Raw genomic sequence first — 18,107 nt, forward strand, 5'->3', positions numbered from 1 at the left:
GTATATAAAATCATAAAAAAAATTTATGAAAGGTGTAACGACATGAATTTACATGCTCTGCGGTTATTTACAAAGGTGGCTGAACTCAATAGTGTTTCCAAAGCAGCACAGACGCTTATGATTAGTCAGCCTGCAGTAACCATCCAAATTCGAAATTTAGAAAAAGAGCTGGGTTTGACTCTGCTAGAAGCCAAAGGTAGAGGCATTTCGCTAACTCAAAATGGTGCTTTTTTATACAAACAGGCACAGCGCTTATTTGATTTAGAAACTGATATTGAAAGTAAAATTGAACAACTTAAAAATACGGGCAATGAAGAATTGCAAATTGCCTCAACACATGTTCCCTCCCATTTTTTATTGCCCAAATGGTTAGCTCATTTTAAACAAGTTTATCCAGCGACACATATTCATTTAAAAACCGCTAATTCTCAGCAAGTTATTGAGGATTTACTCCATTATAAAGCTGATTTGGCCTTTATCGTCAAAGAGGATGGGCACCATGCTGATATTAATTATCAATTTCTTATGAATTTAGATTATTGGTTTATTGTACCGTACAACCATCGTCTAGCTGGTCAAACGATTTCCCTTGCAGAACTTATGCAGCAGCCCTTTGTCACAAGGGAGGATGGGAGTTCCACAAAAGAATATTTAAATGCTTTATGTAAAGTACATAAAATCCCTCCACCGAAAGTAGGGCTACAACTAGATGGGATTAATGAATCGATTCATGCCATTGCAGCAGGTTTTGGTACGATGCTAGCTCCATCCATAGCAGCCTCTAGCTTTATTCAACAGCAACAAGTTGCCCGCGTTTTTATTAAAGACATTGATATTCAACGCCCTATCTACCTTTGTACAAGAAAAAATGAATTGCATCACTCCGCATCCTTTAATAATTTTCTTCACATCATCAATGATTCGATCATGTAGAAAGAAGGCACTCTCAGTTAGGTGCCTTCTTTTGTTATCTATCAACGCTTGTCAAAGCTGTAAAAATGTAGTTGCAAAGGTGTATTTTTTTCTTTAGTCGCAGTACCAATATTCGTTTTTTTATAGACTTAATAGTTTGTATAGCCTATAATAATCCGTGTTATTATCAATAAACGAACATTAAGGTGGTTTTTATGACTGAATATACGCATATTTTCAAAGGGACAGCTTTTACTAGTAAATCTGCTACTGACGTTCACATTTTAAAAGATTATTTATTTTTCATTAATGCTGACGGCATGATTGTTAAAACAGTCGCTCCTGAACACGCGGATTACCAACAACTATTCACTACATATCAAGATCAAAATAACTTCCATGCATTAGCTGAAGGGCAATATTTCCTACCAGGATTTGTCGATTTGCATGTACATGCACCTCAATGGGCACAATCTGGGACAGCTTTAGACATTCCTCTATACGATTGGTTAAACACATATACTTTCCCTATCGAATCAAAATTTTCCGATTTAGCATTTGCTCAAGAGGTTTATGAGGATTTAGTAAGCACACTACTTGCCAATGGTACAACTACATCATTATATTTTGCGACGGTTCATAAGGAGGCAAGTGTACTTTTAGCGAAAATCTGTGCTGAAAAGGGACAGCGAGGATTAGTCGGAAAAGTAGTCATGGATGATCCTGAGCAAAATCCTGATTTTTATCGAGATGAAAACACAAAAACTGCATTAGAGGATACGGAGGAATTTATTTTAGCTGTAAAAGATTTAGCCAAAACAGCTAAACAGGGTGTTTATCCTGTTGTCACGCCTCGCTTTATTCCAAGCTGTACTGACGGTGCCTTAAAGGGCTTAGGTGAATTGGCTGCGAAATACGATACACATATTCAATCTCACTGTAGTGAAAGTGACTGGGAACACGGCTACGTCAAAGAACGATTCCAGAAAAATGATGCAGTTGCCTTGCATGACTTTGGTTTGTTAGGTGATAAATCTGTCATGGCTCATTGTAATTTCTTAAGTGATGAGGATGCCCGATTATTTGCTGAAACTGGCACTGCCATTGGTCATTGTCCAATCTCTAATGCCTATTTTGCTAACAGTGTGATTCCAATCGCCCGCTTCCATGCTATGGGGGTTGATATTGGATTAGGCTCAGATGTTTCAGGTGGATTTTCTCCAAGTCTTTTTGATAATGCAAGACAGGCTGTTATGTCATCGAGAATGTTAGAGGATGGTGTAGATACAACCATTACCGCCGAAAACCGTGGTGTGCCAAATTCACGCATTACGATTAATGAGGCCTTCTATCTCGCGACAGCTGGTGGTGGAGAAAGCTTAAGTCTTCCAATTGGGCGTTTACAGGAAAACTATACATGGGATGTACAAATTATCGATACAAAAATCCCTACTGCTAAGCTTCCGATTTTTGATCAAAATGAAGATTTACTCGATATCTTCCAAAAAATCATGTATCTTGTACGCCCAGAAAATATCCGTGAGGTATGGGTGCAAGGAAGTAAAGTTCATACGAGAGACTAATCATTCTCTTATTTTCTAATAAAAATCTATCATTTTGAGGTGTACAACTTCGTGGAAACACAACATAGAAAACTAACTAATCAATCAAGACCAACACAATTAACCGTATTACCAGATGAAAAAATCTCGTTCGGTCAATCCGCTCTACTCGGTTTACAGCATGTTATGGCTATGGATGTTTACGTCGTACCATTTTTAATTGCCATGCTAATCGGTTTACAAACTGGTCAAGCAAGCGCACTCATTCAATCAACCTTTATTGCAGCTGGGATTGCGACGATTGTGCAAACACATTTTTGTATGAAATTACCGATGGCACAAGGTCCATCCTATGTTCCACTTGGTGCCATTGTTGGAATCTATGCAGCAAGTGGTAGTGGTGATTTAGGTTGGAGTACTGTGCTCGGTGCTAGTTTAATTGGTGCCATTTTAGTTATTATTTTAGGCTATACAGGCATCTTCAATAAAATTGTCCAAACATTTATTCCACCAATTGTGGGTGGAACGATTATCTTTGTGGTTGGACTGTCCTTAATGCCTGTCGGTTTAAGTGATAATATTTTTAATGGAGCAGGAGCATCCATTAATCAAAACATCTATTTAGCGCTGATTTCAGCATTTGTGTTAATTATTTGTGTTATGTTAGGCACAGTCTTCCATCAAAAAGGACGTCTATTCCGAATTGCTTCTGTCATCATTGCCTTAATTGCTGGTAGTATTGCAGCCAATATCATGGGTGTTTTAGATTTATCTCCTGTATCGCAAGCAAACTGGTTTAGTATGCCACAAATTCCATTTGCAGATTTTAGCTTTAGTTTTAATATTTCTGCCATTATCACAATGGTCATTATTTATATTGTCTTAATGGCAGAAACAACAGGAACATGGTTTGCCATTAGCAATGTTATCGACCAACCATTAACAAATAAGCAAATTAATCGTGGTGTTATTGGCGAAGGTATTGGCTGCTTTATTGCTTCTTTACTTGGTTCCACTCCTGTTACTGGTTACTCAACAAATGCAGGTGTTATCTCAATTACAGGGATTGCGAGCCGTCGAGTATTTATAGCAGCAGGTATTTGGTTTATCGTCTTCGGCTTCTCTGGAAAATTAGCGGCACTCATTTCAGCGATTCCTTCGGCTGTTATTGGCGGTGTATTTGTGATCGTCTGCGGTATAATTGCCATTAGTGGTTTGCAGGTCATGAAAAATGAACATATTGGCGAAAAGGAAATGTATGTCATTGCGATTCCTGTTATTTTAACGTTAGCTTTGACATTATTGCCTGATGATTTCCTATATTCATTACCTACAACCGTTCAATATTTATTTGGGTCGCCTATCGCAACGGCAGCGCTAGTAGCGATTTTCCTTAATAAAATTCTACCAAACTCAAAATAGCAGGTATCTACAACGCACAGCACCTCTAGTCCATTTGGATTTACAGGTGTTGTGCCTATTTATTTTCTAAAATTTCTGTTTCCTTTTCTATTAATCTGTTATACTAGAGTAAAAAAGTAGGGATTAGAATGGACTATGATGTCATAATAGTTGGTGCTGGCTCCATGGGGATGGCGGCTGGTTATTATTTAGCAAAGGAAGGTAAAAAAGTTCTTATGCTAGATGCCTTTACTCCCCCGCATGAAGAAGGTAGTCATCATGGAGATACAAGAATCATTCGCTTTGCTTATGGTGAAGGGGCTAGCTATGTACCTTTTGTAAAAAGAGCTGGTGAGCTTTGGCATGAGCTAGAGTCATTAGTAAATGAAAGCTTATTTTTACAAACCGGTGTGGTCAATATTGGCGAACCAACATGTGCCTTTATTCGAAATGTGAAGGCTAGTGCTGCACTCTATGATTTAGCACTCGAACACTATTCAGCTGCTGAGGCGATGAACAAATGGCCAGGGCTATTCTTGCCAGCAAATTTAGTTGCTTGCTTTGAGCCGACTGCAGGCGTCCTTCGTGTTGAAGCATGTATTCGAGCATATAAAAAATTAGCCTTAGAGGCTGGTGCAAGCTTAAAGACAAATGAAAAAGTATTGGCTATCCAAGCTGGTGATATTGTACAGGTTCAAACAGTACATAATAGCTATAAAGCAAAACACTTAATAGTAACGGCGGGTGCATGGGCAACAGAGTTACTACAAACAGTAGACGTGAGCATACCCGTCACACCAACGCGCAAAACCTTTGCATGGTTTGAGGCGGATGAGCAGCTATATCGTGATGAAGTTTTCCCAGCCTATTGCTTTGAATTTGCAGACTCGTCCTACTACGGTTTTCCAAGCATTGATGGAGCTGGGTTAAAGCTTGGACGACACGATGGCGGTGATGTGGTCAATCCGAACGACCCTCTACGTCCATTTGATGCGTCTGATACAGTTGATTTACAAAATTTCATTGATCAGTTTATGCCTCAGCATGGAACGCTTAAATACGGAAAAACATGTAAGTATTCGATGACACCAGATGAAGATTTCATTATTGATTTTTTACCTGAACATCAGAATATTGTCATTGCTGCAGGCTTTTCTGGTCATGGCTTTAAATTTAGTAGTGCTGTTGGGGAAGCCCTTGCGGAATTAGTTGTAGAAGGCAAAAGTAAACAAGATTTATCTACCTTTAAGCTTAGTCGATTTTAGCAAAAAAAGGATTGGTACAACGGTTAGTCGTTGCACCAATCCTTTAATTTTGAAACATGGTTTGAAACGCTTGCCAATCAAATAAACGCGGAAGATTCACATGCTGGTTATAGGATTGATTTTTTAAGATCACCTTAGTTTTCACATCATGAAGCGTTTCAAGTACTGCTGGTTTATCATCTACATAAATATCTAAAGCAAGCTCTTTTATAATGGCTACTTTTTCTGCATCTTGCATGCCACAGAAAAAATGACCGTCTGTTATTGGAAAGCCCTGTGCTTCCATCCACGCTTTTGTTTGTGCACAGTATTGTTTTGGGCGAGATGTAATATAGTAAATGTCATGTCCTTGCTCTGCTAAAGTTTGGAGCGTTTTTAATGCCCCTTCAAAAGATGGGCAGTCCGTAAAATAGATCTCTTCTAATACGCTATTCCACATGGCTGAACCTTCCTCGTCTGTTAATCCAAATGGTTCATGAATTTCCACTCGCTGTATCGCTTGAAAGGTTTCAAAGGAAACATTTTTACCAAGCTTTTTATTATAGAGTGAAAAGGCATGTGCTCGTAAATCAATTAATGTGTCATCTATATCAAAGCCAAACTTCATCTAGTTGTTCGTCCTTTCAAGAAGCCTTGTTTATAAAGTTTGAAGCAAATGTCTGCTCTTTTTCAATTTGTTTTGCTAATACTTCCTCAATGGCTTGCTCACGCATTTGTTGAAAATCTTCTACGTTAAAATGTGCTAGCGTGTCTTTATTTAGCAATGATGCAAGACAATCTGCATCTTTCAGTGCACTATTCAGCCCAAAAGCGCCGGTTGGTGTCATTGTGTGAACGGCATCCCCTAACAAGACAAGGCCCTTTGTTCCCCAACTATTACAATGGCTACTAAAGACATCAAGCAAAACAAAATCTTGCCAGGACGTTATCTGTGCCTGTACTGGCTCCGCTAATTCTGGAAATGCCTCCACAAGCTGCTGGATAAAGGGTGTAAATGCTTGTTTTCGGAGCTGAGGGAAACTACCTTGTTCGATATTCCAGCCTATTTGAATATAACCACCAACTTGCGTAAACAATGACAGCTGCTTATCATCGATGAGTGCCATTTTTATAGATGGCTCCCAATCAGTGGGTGCAGGAATTTTAGCCCACAATAAATCAAAGCCATGCTTCTGTTTCTGAACATCAATATGTGCTTCCTTACGAATGGTAGAATAACGACCATCAGCACCAATAATTAACTGGCTATCGATCTTTATAGGGTCTCCGTTTTTTGTCGCCAAAACGCCTCTATAGTGACCTGAAGCATCCACAATCAGCTTTGTTACCTTTGTATGTAGCAAGCATGTAAAGTTAGGGAACGGTTGTGCTTTTTGTAAAATTCCTTTTAATAAATTGGCCTGAGGTACATGAATGCCTAAATGTCCTATTGCTTTATCTGGAAGAATCGTTTTAAATGGTCTGCCACCAGCATAATACTCAAGCTTTTCCATTCGTAAGATGCCAAGTGCCTCGACTGCTTCAAAAAGATGGTGACTTTTTAAAACAGCCTCACCTTCCTCATTTAAATGCTCGCCACGAAATGCCTGACCAAGTGCTGCATTTTGCTCTAGTAGGATTACTGACAGCCCTTTTTTAGCAAGTAGGTAGGCTAACAGTGCACCTGCTGGACCTGCCCCTACTATACAGATATCTGCTTGATAGTTCACTTTTCTTCACCTTGCTTTGGATAAGCAATAATACGCAAATCCTCGCCTATTTTATCAAATGAAGCAAATTCAACATCCCATGCCTCATGCATGAGAGAGGGATTATAGCCAGCAAACGGTGTTAACGATAGATTCCCTCCTAGAACTTTAGGCGCTATATATACCACATATTTATCGATTGCACCTTGCTGTAAAAAGGAAGCGTTCATTTTACTTCCGCCTTCTAGCAAAATATCCGTTATGCCGTGTGCATAAAGCTTTTCAAGCATCTCATCAATCTGAAGCCCATATTCATTTTTTCGAACAGTTAACACTGTAACACCTTTTTCTGTAAATAAATGAATCTTTTCTTGGCTTACGTCGTCACAACAAACCAGAATCGTTGGTGCATCCTCCGTATTTAACACATTTGCATGGTCAGGTGTACGTAGAGAACTATCGATAATAATACGTGTTGGATTTTTTCCGTATCCTTCTTTTAATCTTGTTGTTAAAGAGGGATTGTCAGCTATCACTGTACCCACACCAACTAAAATTCCATCTACTTCATGGCGAATATGGTGAACATCTTCACGTGCTGCCTCACCTGTTACCCATTTTGAATGCCCTGTATGCGTGGCAATTTTCCCATCTAAAGTCATGGCAAATTTCGAAATAACAAATGGGCGTTTTGTAAGCATATTGTGAATAAAACGTTCATTTAAACGGCGCGCTTGTTGCTCTAAAACACCTACTTCTACCACTATCCCCGCTTCTTGCAGCAATTGAATACCACGACCTGCTACAGTTGGGTTTGGATCTTGCATAGCAACTACCACTCGACTGACACCAGATTCCTTCACTAGATTCGCACAAGGTGGTGTCTTACCATAATGTGAACAAGGCTCTAGCGTTACATATAATGTAGCACCCTGTGCATGCTCTCCAGCCATTCGAAAAGCATGCACTTCAGCATGTGGCTCTCCTGCTTTTCTGTGTAAACCTGTTCCTACAATCACGCCGTTCTTCACGATTACAGCCCCAACAAGTGGATTAGGGTTCGTATTTCCTTTTGCACTAGCTGCTAAATCTAGTGCCAGTTGCATATACTTTTCATCTACATTCATCATCATCGCAACCTCCACCTATTGCTTTTCGCGTAAATGTCCAGATTTTTCAACTTTCGTTTCTAAATAAAAACGATTCGTCTCTGTCAAACCGCCCCATAAAGGAACATGCCCTTCCGCAGCCATGCCGCGAGCCTGTAATGCAGCCAATTTCTTCGGATTATTTGTAATCAGGGTTACTGGTTTGGTACGTAACGTAGCTAACACCGCAAGTGCTTCTTCATAAGAACGTGTATCGTCTGGGAAGCCAAGTGCATGGTTTGCTTCAACTGTATCTAACCCTTCCTCTTGCAATAAATAGGCAAGAGATTTAGAGAATAGTCCAATACCACGACCTTCATGATCAGCTAAATAAAATATGGCACCACAGCCATGCTCTACAATCATTTTCATGGACTCATGCAACTGGTAACCACAATCACAGCGCTGACTGCCAAAAATGTCACCTGTGTGACAAATACTATGCATTCGGATTAAAGCATCTTCTGAGTGGGTAAAATCACCATATACAAGCACAGAAGATTGTTGCAAAAAGGCTAAATTGGCAGCAGCTAATCCATCAATGATTTCTTCTTTTGTTAAATTTGCATCGATTTTAAGCCAGTTATACCATTGAAAAGTTGCAGAAAAATCACCTTGTTTTACAGGCAAATTCACTGGACCAACTAGGCAAATATTTTCTGTGTTCGTATGCTTTACTATTGTCATTTTATCTTTCACTAAGTCCATCACTTTAGTCGTAATTGTCATATTAATCTCCAACCTTCTATAGAAACAGTTGGCTAAATTCACCAACTGAGCACATGTATTTTCACATCACTTACATAACGTAACTTAGTTTATAATAATAACTAAAAAGTGTCAAACAACAGCTATTATTCTTTCATTATAATTGTTAGAGACGGAAATTTTATTATTACTTTTTCATCATATACTACTAGCTTATGGAGATGCTATTTTTTCTGTGCAGGCTAGTCTATAATAAGCTGTGGTACTGTAATGACGAAAGGAAGTTTAACATGAACTTAGAAAAAACTGTTCAACTAAAGCAACCAAAATATCAACAAATAGCCATCGACCTCGCCTCCAAGATTGTCGAAAGAAAATACAGCATTGGCGATAAAATATATGCAAGATCCTCTCTTGCCAGTCAATATAATGTTTCAGCTGAGACTGCAAGAAGAGCTATTGCCGTTTTGCAAGACTTAGAAATTGTTGAAGCCTCTAAAGGTAGCGGCGTAATTATAAAATCGTATGAAAAAGCGGCTCAATTCGTCAGACAGTTTCATGATGTCCAATCGATTCATGAAATACAAAATGAGCTTTTGACAAGTATTCAAAAGCAACATCAAGAATTGATTAATTTGCAAGACAAGGCAAAGCAACTAATTAGTCGCACAGAGCATTATCGATCAGTCAATCCTTTCATTCCCTATCAATTAGAAATGACAGCTGATAGTCCATGCATTCATCAAACTGTACAAGCTTTAAATTTTTGGCAAAATACTTCTAGTACCATCGTTGGTATTAGACGTGGCAATGAATTATTACTATCACCTGGTCCTTATGTCTCATTTGAAGAAGGTGACATTATTTATTTTGTTGGAAATGATGAAAGTTTCGCCAGAGTTCAAAGCTTTTTATACCCAAATTAAAATCCGTTTAAGCGCTGATATAACAGCGTTTAAGCGGATTTTTTCTTATTTGTCGATTTGACAAAAGTAACAACCTTTTGCTACAGTAAGGTTGTTACTTGTTTATTTTTGGGTATCGTTATCCTCACATAGTAATATTCTACGAAAGGAGTGCTTCTATGGAAAAAATTAAAATAGAACACGTATCGAAAGTGTTTGGCAAACATATTCCCCAAGCACTAGAACTCGTTAAGCAACAAAAAAGTAAGACTGATATCTTAAAAGAAACAGGTGCAACTGTTGGTGTATACGATGCAAGCTTTACTGTCAACGAAGGAGAAATCTTTGTGATTATGGGATTGTCGGGAAGTGGCAAATCCACGCTTATACGGCTCTTAAACCGCCTTATTGAACCAACGAGCGGAAATATATATATCGATGGAGAAAATATTTCTACTATGGGAAAAGAAAGTCTACGGTCTGTAAGAAGAAACAAAATGAGCATGGTTTTCCAAAACTTCGGTTTATTCCCCCATCGTACATTACTTCAAAACACCGAATATGGCCTTGAAATTCGAGGCATTTCAAAAGAAGAACGGCAAGCAAAAGCTGAACAAGCTTTAGAAAATGCCGGATTACTCGCATACAAAGATCAGTATCCAAGTCAATTATCAGGTGGTATGCAACAGCGTGTTGGCTTAGCACGAGCCCTCGCAAATGATCCTGAAATACTGCTAATGGATGAAGCATTTTCTGCACTTGATCCATTGATTCGTAAAGAAATGCAAGATGAGCTACTCGATCTACAACAAACATTGAAAAAGACGATTTTATTTATCACACATGATTTAAATGAAGCATTACGCATTGGGGATCGCATTGCCATTATGAAGGATGGCTCTATCATTCAGATTGGTACGGGAGAAGAAATATTAACCAACCCAGCAAATGATTATGTCAAAACATTCGTGGAAGATGTGGATCGTTCAAAAGTATTGACAGCTGAAAATGTCATGGTACGGCCAGTTTATGTCAATACAGACCTAGATGGCCCTAAAGTGGCACTAAAACGTATGCGTCAAGAAGCTGTTAGTTTATTAATGGCTGTTGATAAAAATAGACATTTAAAAGGCTATATCACTGCAGACGATGCACTGGCTGCAGCTAAGAAACAAGAGCAAACCGTCCATTCTATTGTGCAATCAGAAGTGTTAACAGTTCCACCAGATATGCTACTACAGGATATTTTAGGGATGATCTATAATTCTCCTACTCCTATTGCCGTTGTGAAAGATGGTCGCTTGCTTGGTGTACTAATTAGGGGCGTTGTCATCCAAGCACTGTCAACGAGCGATGAGGAGGCCGAAGCACATGAATAACTTTTTAGATAATATTCCAACATTACCACTAGCTCCGTGGGTAGAATCAGCTATGGACTGGTTGACGAGTAATTTTTCAGCGTTCTTTAACTCTATTCAGCAATTCGGAAAACTACTCATGAATCAGGTCACTGATTTATTAATTAGTATCCCAGCCATTATTCTTATACTTCTTGTCGTGATATTTGCCTTCTTCGTTTCAGGCAAAAAGTTAGGGCTTGCTGCATTCTCATTAATAGGCTTGTTGTTTATCTATAACCAAGGATTATGGACTCATCTTATGGAAACAACCACGCTTGTGATCTTTTCCAGTATTATATCCATCATCATCGGTATTCCACTTGGTATCCTAATGTCAAAATCAACGGTAGCTGAAAACATTATTAAACCAATACTAGATTTCATGCAAACAATGCCTGGCTTTGTTTATTTAATTCCGGCTGTTGCCTTTTTTGGTATTGGTATTGTACCTGGTGTCTTTGCATCCGTTATCTTTGCTTTACCCCCAACTGTACGTATGACAAACCTCGGTATTCGTCAAGTACCAAAAGAATTAGTGGAAGCTGCAGACTCCTATGGTAGTACAGCTAGCCAAAAATTATTTAAAGTAGAAATTCCCCTTGCTAAATCAACAATTATGGCAGGGATTAACCAAACCGTTATGCTGTCACTTTCTATGGTAGTTATTGCCTCTATGATTGGGGCTCCAGGTCTAGGACGGGAAGTATTAACGGCCCTACAACGTACCCAAGTTGGGAATGGCTTCGTTGCAGGTTTAGGTTTAGTTATTTTCGCAATCATTATTGATCGCTTAACACAAAGCTTCAATAAAAAGAAAGCATTATAGAAACGTCATCTTTCTTGCTACCATCCATGCTCCGATGGATGGCGGCAGTCTGATACAAAACGATGAAGAGAAAGGGAGATTCGATGAAACTGAAAACACTATCAAAGTTAGGAATGGCACTAGGCCTAGGCTTCATGCTTGCTGCATGTAGTGGAGGCGACTCAGGCTCAAGTTCTGGTAAAAACAGTGATTCTAAGGAGGTAAACCTAGCCTATGTTGAGTGGGATACAGAAATTGCCTCAACGAATGTTGTTGGGCAGGTACTCGAAGATTTAGGCTATGATGTAACATTAACTCCTTTGGATAATGCGATCATGTGGGAGGCTGTCTCGAAAGGAGAAGCTGATGGAATGGTGGCTGCATGGCTACCACATACACATGCTTCACAATATGAAAAATATAAAGCTGATTTAGATGAGCTAGGTGAAAACCTTGCTGGTGCAAAAATTGGTTTAGTTGTACCAAGCTATATGAATGTCAATTCTATTGAAGATTTAACAAATGAAGCAGATCATACAATCACTGGTATTGAGCCAGGTGCGGGAATTACGGCTGCGACAGAAAAAGCATTAGAAGAATATGATAATTTAGCAGATTGGAACTTTATTACTTCTTCTTCTGGCGCGATGACAACGGCATTATCTAAAGCACTGAAAGATAAGGAAGAAATTATTGTTACAGGCTGGTCACCCCACTGGAAATTTGCGAAATATGATCTTAAATACTTAGAAGATCCAAAGGGTGTATTTGGTGGAGAAGAAACGATTAATACATTCGTTCGTAAAGGCTTAAAAGAAGATTTACCAGATGTATACTCAGTTCTAGATAATTTCCACTGGACAGCAGAAGATTTAGAAAGTGTTATGTTAGAAGTAATGGATGGTAAAGATCCAAAAGATGCTGCGAAAGAATGGATTGATGCTAATCCAGATAAAGTGGCTGAATGGACAAAAGATGTAAAAAAATAATATAAAAACAGGCACTTCCGCTTATGCAGGAGTGCCTGTTTAATTATGATAGCAATTTCAACATTATTGCTGCTCCTAATACAAGGACAATACAAACCATGCGTCGCCAGTCCTTTGATTCATTAAAAAATAGCATACCTAACAGTGCTCCCCCAGCAGCACCAATTCCTGTCCAGATCGCATAGGCAGTACCCATTGGCAATGTTTCCATCGCATAGGCAAGGCCTGCAAAACTTAAGGTGAATGCACCAATCAACAGCCCTAAATTTTTCATACTCTTCGTCTTATTATATTTACTAATCATATATACGCCCATCATCTCACATAACCCTGCAACCACTAATGCCATCCATGCCATTATTCAGTCACCTCTTGTTCCTTAGGCTCTCCCGTTACAAGCTTTAAGCCCACAACCCCTGCAAGTAACACAACAATACATACTATTTTTGCTAATTTCCACGGTTCTCCAAACAGTAAGCTATCTGCACATACGGTACCCGCTGTACCTAATCCGACAAAGATAGCATAGACTGTCCCGACTGGTAAATGCTCTCCCGCTTTAATGAGCAAATAAAAACTAATAAAAATAGCAATAGCTGTCCCAATCCATTCCAGCACACTAGTTGCATGCTTTAAACCAACGACCCAGCCTACTTCAAAGCAAGCTGCTATTATGACACTGATCCACTGTTTATTCATCCTAAATCCCTCCATTTGATAAGACACGGCCGAATAACTGGTTAATCCAAATACTTTTTCAGCATTCGCCAAATAATTCGATTTTAGCCAAACAAAAAAAAGCCTGAAGAAACTGTTTATAAACAGTATCTCCCAGGCTTTTATCCTTCCGTGTCACAAAATCAATTTGTGGTTTTCTCTCGGACCAGACTAGCAATAGCTACGGAACCCTAGAAAACTTTTTATTCGATTATTACTCTTAGTATAGCAAACTATTTAATGATTTTCCACTGGTACATAGCCGACCTTTTCTACCATCGCTTGCCCTTCCTCAGAAAGTATCCAATCAATCAGTTTCTGAGCATTTTGATTTTCTGTACCAGCTGTGATGGCAAAAAATTCAGATACTAAAGGATATGTACCATTTTGAATATTCTCTTTTGTTGGTGCTACTCCTTCAATGGATAGTAATTTGATTTTTTTATTACCAACCATCTCTGTAGAATAATATCTAAACGTAAAGCCCATGGCATTTTTATAATTTCGATATTGTGACACTTCACGAATGATTCCACCCATTCCTGATGCAACATCTTCAGTGGGTGCCTCCATGATTGGCGTATTGCCCATCAATTTTTCTAGTGTCGTTTGGCTTCCACTATCTGCTGGGCGTTGGAAAGCACGAATGGCCTCATCCTCACCACCCACTTCACGCCAATTCGTTATTTCTCCAGCATATATTTTTTGGACCTGCTCAAGTGTTAAATTATCGATTTTATTTTTACGGTGCACAAAAAAGACAAATGCCTCTCGACCAATTGGCGTCATATCAAACGTAAGACCTTCCTTTTCTGCTTGCCATTCTTGTGAGGTGGACGGTGCTGCCGCAAAGATCACATCAACATCTCCTGCAATTAAATTTTGATAGGCCTCTGGTGTACGGCTTACTTGAACTCTACTATTATATGGAGGATAGTCACCTTTGGGATAAGTAGCCTCCACAAAAGCCGCATACAAAGGATACATGGCTGTTGCACCATCTAACCGTGGTAATGACTCTGTCAATTGTAAGGAAGCTTTTTCATTAGATTTTACCACTTCATTGCCAAGCGTAAATGGCTGATAAACGGTTACATCCATTTCCGCATCCACAGTAGGAATACTCATTTTATAATAATGTTGAATTGGTTTAATGGCAGCAATCAATAAGGCGATTCCCATCACACCAAATAGCAAGCCTCTTCGTTTTTTTGTGTTAGTCCATTTAAACATGCTACAAACAATCCAGACAAATAAACAAGCGGGTACAGTAAAGACTAAATTAATTAAATGCATGCCACCACTCAATGTGATAATGAGTGCGACCATTAATGTCACAACTGATAAACCAATTAGAATAGATACTATTTGTATAAACTTAAGCATACAAAAACCTCCTTAGTGTAATTTTACACTCCTCACACCAATGGTACTCGAAAGATAAAGCATTCACAACCATATATTCTGAAAATTATGGTAAAATTAATTTTGTCTTGATTTAACGAATGCTTTTTGTATGAATGTAGAAAACTCGCCTCTATAGAAAAGGGAGCTTCTCGAATAATCTCAAAAAATCTCGACAACCTATGCTAAGGCATAATTGATATGAGTAGGAGGATGTACATATGGCAATTGAAAAAGCACGTCACCATTTAGCACAATGGCATGTAGAACACAAAATACAAGAATTAGAAGAAAGCTCCGCAACAGTTGAATTAGCAGCCCAGGCGCTTGGCTGTGAGCCTGAACGCATAGCAAAATCTTTATCTTTCCTTGTGAATGATGGTGCGATCTTAATCGTTGCTGCAGGTGATGCTAAAATCGATAATGCAAAATACAAAGCCCTATTTGGTACGAAGGCAAAGATGTTATCCAAAGATGATGTGGAGACGATGATTGGCCATGATGTCGGAGGTGTGTGTCCTTTTGGTGTAAACGAAGGCGTAGCCATTTATTTAGATGAATCACTGAAACGTTTTACTACAGTATTTCCAGCCTGTGGTAGTAGCAATTCAGCCATCGAGGTAACGATTTCAGAGCTCGAAACGTATGCACCCTATAAAGAATGGATTGATGTCTGTAAAGGCTGGAATGAATAAGGACTAAACGAAACGATTGGCGAAACTTTTAAAAGTCTCACCAATTCATGTTGTTGAATAAAGTTAATGTCACTAACAGAAAAAGACCTTTTGGCAAAGCGAGGGGTTGATTTCCGTTCCGCCAGCGTCCTTTCCAGGGGGCGTCCGATAAGCCGCTTCACTCACTTCCGTTCGCTCCAGGGTCTCCTCTGTGACGCTGGCTCCACTCCAATCAACCATTCTGCAAATTCCTTTTCTTTCATACTAACCGTAGTGAAAAATGTGGAGAAGCGATGCGTGACAACACCTCTCCATATAAAGTAGTGAACACCTTCACTTTATTTGAAAACCGCTGCTAAAAAAACATATTAATGGGTTGGAGTGGAAGGCTACTTGACTCCCGTGGGATAGCGAGACAGGCGAAACTCTAAACGGAGCGGAGCGAAGGAAGCGATTCGGCGCTCGCTCACAGGAAAGCAAGTAGCCTGCAACGGAAATCCATTTTCACCTTTTACAAAAATGCTATGGATGGTTTTGTTTTTCAGCACTATAAATTTGTTATTCCTTGTAACCAACGGCTAACCAATGTGAATCCCATTCTGTAATTTGATTGCCTACCCGACAGCTTAAACCACATGCTTGATTATCCGCCACAAATGAACCAATTAGCCACTTCTTAGCTTGATATCCCTCTTTTAACTGTACTGTTATGCTAGGCATCTCCACATACTGTTGGTAAATAAACAAATTATCATCATAATGTGTGGATGTGGAAGCATTTACTCTCTGCCCACTTCCTGCGTAAATTTCTACAGTATTTCCCTCACGAGAATAAACAGGCTTCTTCACATAGGGTATATCCTCTCGTATAAATGGTTCTGCTGTAAGGTATGTAGGGAGCATATATTGCTGGATAGCTGCTCGTTCCTCGGAAGTAAAGAGTAATGGATCATTTCTCCGCTCCCATATTAACCATAATAAGATTTTCGATTGTAATACATAAGCAGCAGGTGGATTAATAATTGCCAGCTGTCTTTTTTTGACAAGCTCTAAAAGATGCAATCCAATGCGATCACCATCCGATGCCACATCATCTAGTAAAAACTCTACAGGGTGTGCGGGTCTAAATAAAATATCAATTTTCTCCATTGTGGGTGTATACAGACCTTGTGCTACCTCAGACGTGTCACTAGAAAAGATAATCAGTTCTTGAATGGGCACATACTCCATATCAAAAGGAATACAGTGTTTGATAAACTGTACTTGGCAATACTCCTCGTAGTCCTCCTTCGCTGTTTTCCCCGTGATAACAATCTTTGGTTTGTTGACATCTTGTAAATATTGGATGGCAGCAAAAAGAGCACCCGACAATGTTTTTTGTAAGGCTGTTACATCATTGGGATTTTTATAGCCAAAATGCTGACATAGTGCGTCATTCATCTCAAAGGTTTCTTGTACAAGAAAAGGTGTTTCTCCATTTAACTCTAAACATTTAATGTAGCCCTCCTCTGTACAAATAAAATCAAATCGTGCCAGAACTGATTGCTGCTGTAAATAATCTAGTTGAATATAGGGTATCATTTCGGGTCGAATTCCTAAGGCTAACAGTTGATCGACCGATAAATGTTTAAATTGTTTCCCAACTTTTAAAAAAATGCGCCAAAGGATTTGTGTTGCATAGTGAAGTTGATCAATTTGCTGCTTTGGCAATTCTAAAACATCATATAACGCATACTCCAAATCCTCAAAGTCAGGAAAGAATTTAGGGAATTTCGAGTAGAATGCTTGTCGTTGCTGTGTGTGATTCATCATCGTTTTTGCTTCCTTTCCAAACTTTACGAGGAGGACGAGCCGCCACGAGATGCCCCGCCTGAACCAAAGCCGGATTTCCCTGTGCTTGAGGAGGAGCCATTAGAGTAGGAATTGGAGCTCTTAGATGAACTATCTGTCGAATAGGAACGTTGTCCACTCGAATAAGAATTTGATCCACTTGAAGTAGAGCTACCTGAAGTTGAACCAGCCTTATTTTGCGTACTGTTTGTTATACCATTTGTTGATTTACTTTCATCTTTAGCGCTCGATGACGATCGTGGTACTGCTGAACCACCACCACTGCTCTGCTCCTCTCGATCTATGCCATTTTTTAAATTGCGACTTTTATATATCGCACTTCCTATCATTGCGCCAGCCGTTGCATACATCAGACCATTAAAGAAATGCTGTGCATAGTAAGGTGAATCTTCATCGATACATTCAAAGGAACCATCATCACCTTCTTGCCATTCATCACAGGCATCAGCCATTTCACTAGTATAAACACTTTCTATTTCATTACTTGTGGTTGCTTGATTTTGATCTTCTGTTACCTGATTCGAAGTAGTTAAAGAGGTTTCCTCCACTGTCTGAGTTTCACTATTTCCACATGCTGCTAGCTGTACAACCATCAAAGATGCCGTTGTCACAGCCATATATTTTTTTATTTGCTTTGCCATATTGTAAACGCTCCTTTAATTCTAGTACCTAGTCTAC

Annotated in this window: 18 protein-coding genes and 1 riboswitch; of the genes, 9 read left to right on the forward strand and 9 right to left on the reverse strand. The window is 39.2% G+C overall.

Annotation, left to right across the window (positions count from 1 at the left end; translation table 11 throughout):
* Positions 1 to 42 precede the first annotated feature (42 nt).
* The 4 genes from ACEVFT_RS10055 (at position 43) to solA (ending at position 5,140) form a co-directional block, all read left to right on the forward strand.
* On the forward strand, positions 43 to 933 hold the full coding sequence (locus ACEVFT_RS10055; RefSeq protein WP_393949530.1) for a LysR family transcriptional regulator: 891 nt from the start codon (positions 43 to 45) through the stop codon (positions 931 to 933).
* Between the two features lie 194 nt (positions 934 to 1,127).
* The gene (guaD, locus tag ACEVFT_RS10060; RefSeq protein WP_205442190.1) at positions 1,128 to 2,495 is read left to right on the forward strand and encodes a guanine deaminase; all 1,368 of its coding nucleotides are present in this window, start codon (positions 1,128 to 1,130) and stop codon (positions 2,493 to 2,495) included.
* 51 nt (positions 2,496 to 2,546) lie between these two features.
* Positions 2,547 to 3,896, forward strand: coding sequence for a uracil-xanthine permease family protein (locus tag ACEVFT_RS10065; RefSeq protein ID WP_393949532.1), 1,350 nt, complete (start codon positions 2,547 to 2,549; stop codon positions 3,894 to 3,896).
* A gap of 128 nt (positions 3,897 to 4,024) precedes the next feature.
* The gene (gene solA, locus ACEVFT_RS10070) at positions 4,025 to 5,140 is read left to right on the forward strand and encodes an N-methyl-L-tryptophan oxidase (RefSeq protein ID WP_393949535.1); all 1,116 of its coding nucleotides are present in this window, start codon (positions 4,025 to 4,027) and stop codon (positions 5,138 to 5,140) included.
* 43 nt (positions 5,141 to 5,183) lie between these two features.
* Here solA and ACEVFT_RS10075 read toward each other — a convergent pair whose 3' ends face one another.
* Genes ACEVFT_RS10075 through ACEVFT_RS10090 form a run of 4 tightly spaced genes read right to left on the reverse strand, consistent with a single transcriptional unit; the run spans position 5,184 to position 8,705 of the window.
* The gene (locus ACEVFT_RS10075; RefSeq protein ID WP_205442187.1) at positions 5,184 to 5,747 is read right to left on the reverse strand and encodes a 5' nucleotidase, NT5C type; all 564 of its coding nucleotides are present in this window, start codon (positions 5,745 to 5,747) and stop codon (positions 5,184 to 5,186) included.
* Positions 5,748 to 5,763: 16 nt separating this feature from the next.
* Positions 5,764 to 6,849 carry an FAD-dependent oxidoreductase gene (locus ACEVFT_RS10080; protein ID WP_393949536.1) on the reverse strand — a complete coding sequence of 362 codons (1,086 nt, stop codon included), beginning with the start codon at positions 6,847 to 6,849 and terminating at the stop codon, positions 5,764 to 5,766.
* The gene (ribD, locus tag ACEVFT_RS10085; RefSeq protein WP_393949538.1) at positions 6,846 to 7,958 is read right to left on the reverse strand and encodes a bifunctional diaminohydroxyphosphoribosylaminopyrimidine deaminase/5-amino-6-(5-phosphoribosylamino)uracil reductase RibD; all 1,113 of its coding nucleotides are present in this window, start codon (positions 7,956 to 7,958) and stop codon (positions 6,846 to 6,848) included. Before ribD ends, ACEVFT_RS10080 begins: the two co-directional genes overlap by 4 nt.
* A gap of 15 nt (positions 7,959 to 7,973) precedes the next feature.
* The gene (locus ACEVFT_RS10090) at positions 7,974 to 8,705 is read right to left on the reverse strand and encodes a GTP cyclohydrolase II (protein ID WP_205442184.1); all 732 of its coding nucleotides are present in this window, start codon (positions 8,703 to 8,705) and stop codon (positions 7,974 to 7,976) included.
* A gap of 269 nt (positions 8,706 to 8,974) precedes the next feature.
* Between ACEVFT_RS10090 and ACEVFT_RS10095 the strand changes: the two genes are divergently transcribed.
* The 4 genes from ACEVFT_RS10095 (at position 8,975) to ACEVFT_RS10110 (ending at position 12,783) form a co-directional block, all read left to right on the forward strand.
* Positions 8,975 to 9,610: a GntR family transcriptional regulator gene (locus ACEVFT_RS10095; RefSeq protein ID WP_205442183.1), complete on the forward strand. Its 636-nt coding sequence runs from the start codon at positions 8,975 to 8,977 to the stop codon at positions 9,608 to 9,610.
* A 158-nt stretch (positions 9,611 to 9,768) separates the two neighbouring features.
* The gene (locus ACEVFT_RS10100; RefSeq protein ID WP_205442182.1) at positions 9,769 to 10,968 is read left to right on the forward strand and encodes a quaternary amine ABC transporter ATP-binding protein; all 1,200 of its coding nucleotides are present in this window, start codon (positions 9,769 to 9,771) and stop codon (positions 10,966 to 10,968) included.
* A complete protein-coding gene (locus ACEVFT_RS10105; protein WP_016991840.1) occupies positions 10,961 to 11,815 on the forward strand; it encodes an ABC transporter permease in 855 nt (284 codons plus the stop codon). The genes ACEVFT_RS10100 and ACEVFT_RS10105 overlap by 8 nt, the downstream gene beginning before the upstream one ends.
* Before the next feature lie 83 nt (positions 11,816 to 11,898).
* The gene (locus tag ACEVFT_RS10110) at positions 11,899 to 12,783 is read left to right on the forward strand and encodes a glycine betaine ABC transporter substrate-binding protein (RefSeq protein WP_205442181.1); all 885 of its coding nucleotides are present in this window, start codon (positions 11,899 to 11,901) and stop codon (positions 12,781 to 12,783) included.
* A gap of 43 nt (positions 12,784 to 12,826) precedes the next feature.
* Here the strand turns inward: ACEVFT_RS10110 and ACEVFT_RS10115 are convergent, their stop codons facing one another.
* From ACEVFT_RS10115 to ACEVFT_RS10125, 3 genes are all read right to left on the reverse strand, one after another.
* Positions 12,827 to 13,141 carry a DMT family transporter gene (locus ACEVFT_RS10115; RefSeq protein ID WP_205442180.1) on the reverse strand — a complete coding sequence of 105 codons (315 nt, stop codon included), beginning with the start codon at positions 13,139 to 13,141 and terminating at the stop codon, positions 12,827 to 12,829.
* Positions 13,141 to 13,482: a DMT family transporter gene (locus ACEVFT_RS10120; protein WP_393949543.1), complete on the reverse strand. Its 342-nt coding sequence runs from the start codon at positions 13,480 to 13,482 to the stop codon at positions 13,141 to 13,143. Before ACEVFT_RS10120 ends, ACEVFT_RS10115 begins: the two co-directional genes overlap by 1 nt.
* A 127-nt stretch (positions 13,483 to 13,609) precedes the next feature.
* Positions 13,610 to 13,706: riboswitch (guanidine-I (ykkC/yxkD leader) on the reverse strand.
* A 31-nt stretch (positions 13,707 to 13,737) separates the two neighbouring features.
* Positions 13,738 to 14,886 carry a PstS family phosphate ABC transporter substrate-binding protein gene (locus ACEVFT_RS10125; protein ID WP_393949546.1) on the reverse strand — a complete coding sequence of 383 codons (1,149 nt, stop codon included), beginning with the start codon at positions 14,884 to 14,886 and terminating at the stop codon, positions 13,738 to 13,740.
* Positions 14,887 to 15,125: 239 nt separating this feature from the next.
* Here ACEVFT_RS10125 and ACEVFT_RS10130 point away from each other — a divergent pair, with 239 nt between their 5' ends.
* Positions 15,126 to 15,599, forward strand: coding sequence for a YbaK/EbsC family protein (locus ACEVFT_RS10130; protein ID WP_205442176.1), 474 nt, complete (start codon positions 15,126 to 15,128; stop codon positions 15,597 to 15,599).
* Between the two features lie 537 nt (positions 15,600 to 16,136).
* Here ACEVFT_RS10130 and ACEVFT_RS10135 read toward each other — a convergent pair.
* Both ACEVFT_RS10135 and ACEVFT_RS10140 read right to left on the reverse strand, forming a co-directional pair.
* On the reverse strand, positions 16,137 to 17,390 hold the full coding sequence (locus ACEVFT_RS10135; RefSeq protein ID WP_393949549.1) for a glutathionylspermidine synthase family protein: 1,254 nt from the start codon (positions 17,388 to 17,390) through the stop codon (positions 16,137 to 16,139).
* A gap of 23 nt (positions 17,391 to 17,413) precedes the next feature.
* Complete coding sequence (locus ACEVFT_RS10140; RefSeq protein WP_393949551.1) at positions 17,414 to 18,070, reverse strand: hypothetical protein; 657 nt, start codon at positions 18,068 to 18,070, stop codon at positions 17,414 to 17,416.
* Positions 18,071 to 18,107 lie beyond the last annotated feature (37 nt).

The sequence above is a fragment of the Lysinibacillus sp. PWR01 genome, assembly GCF_043359455.1.
In the GTDB taxonomy this organism is placed as follows: domain Bacteria; phylum Bacillota; class Bacilli; order Bacillales_A; family Planococcaceae; genus Lysinibacillus; species Lysinibacillus fusiformis_F.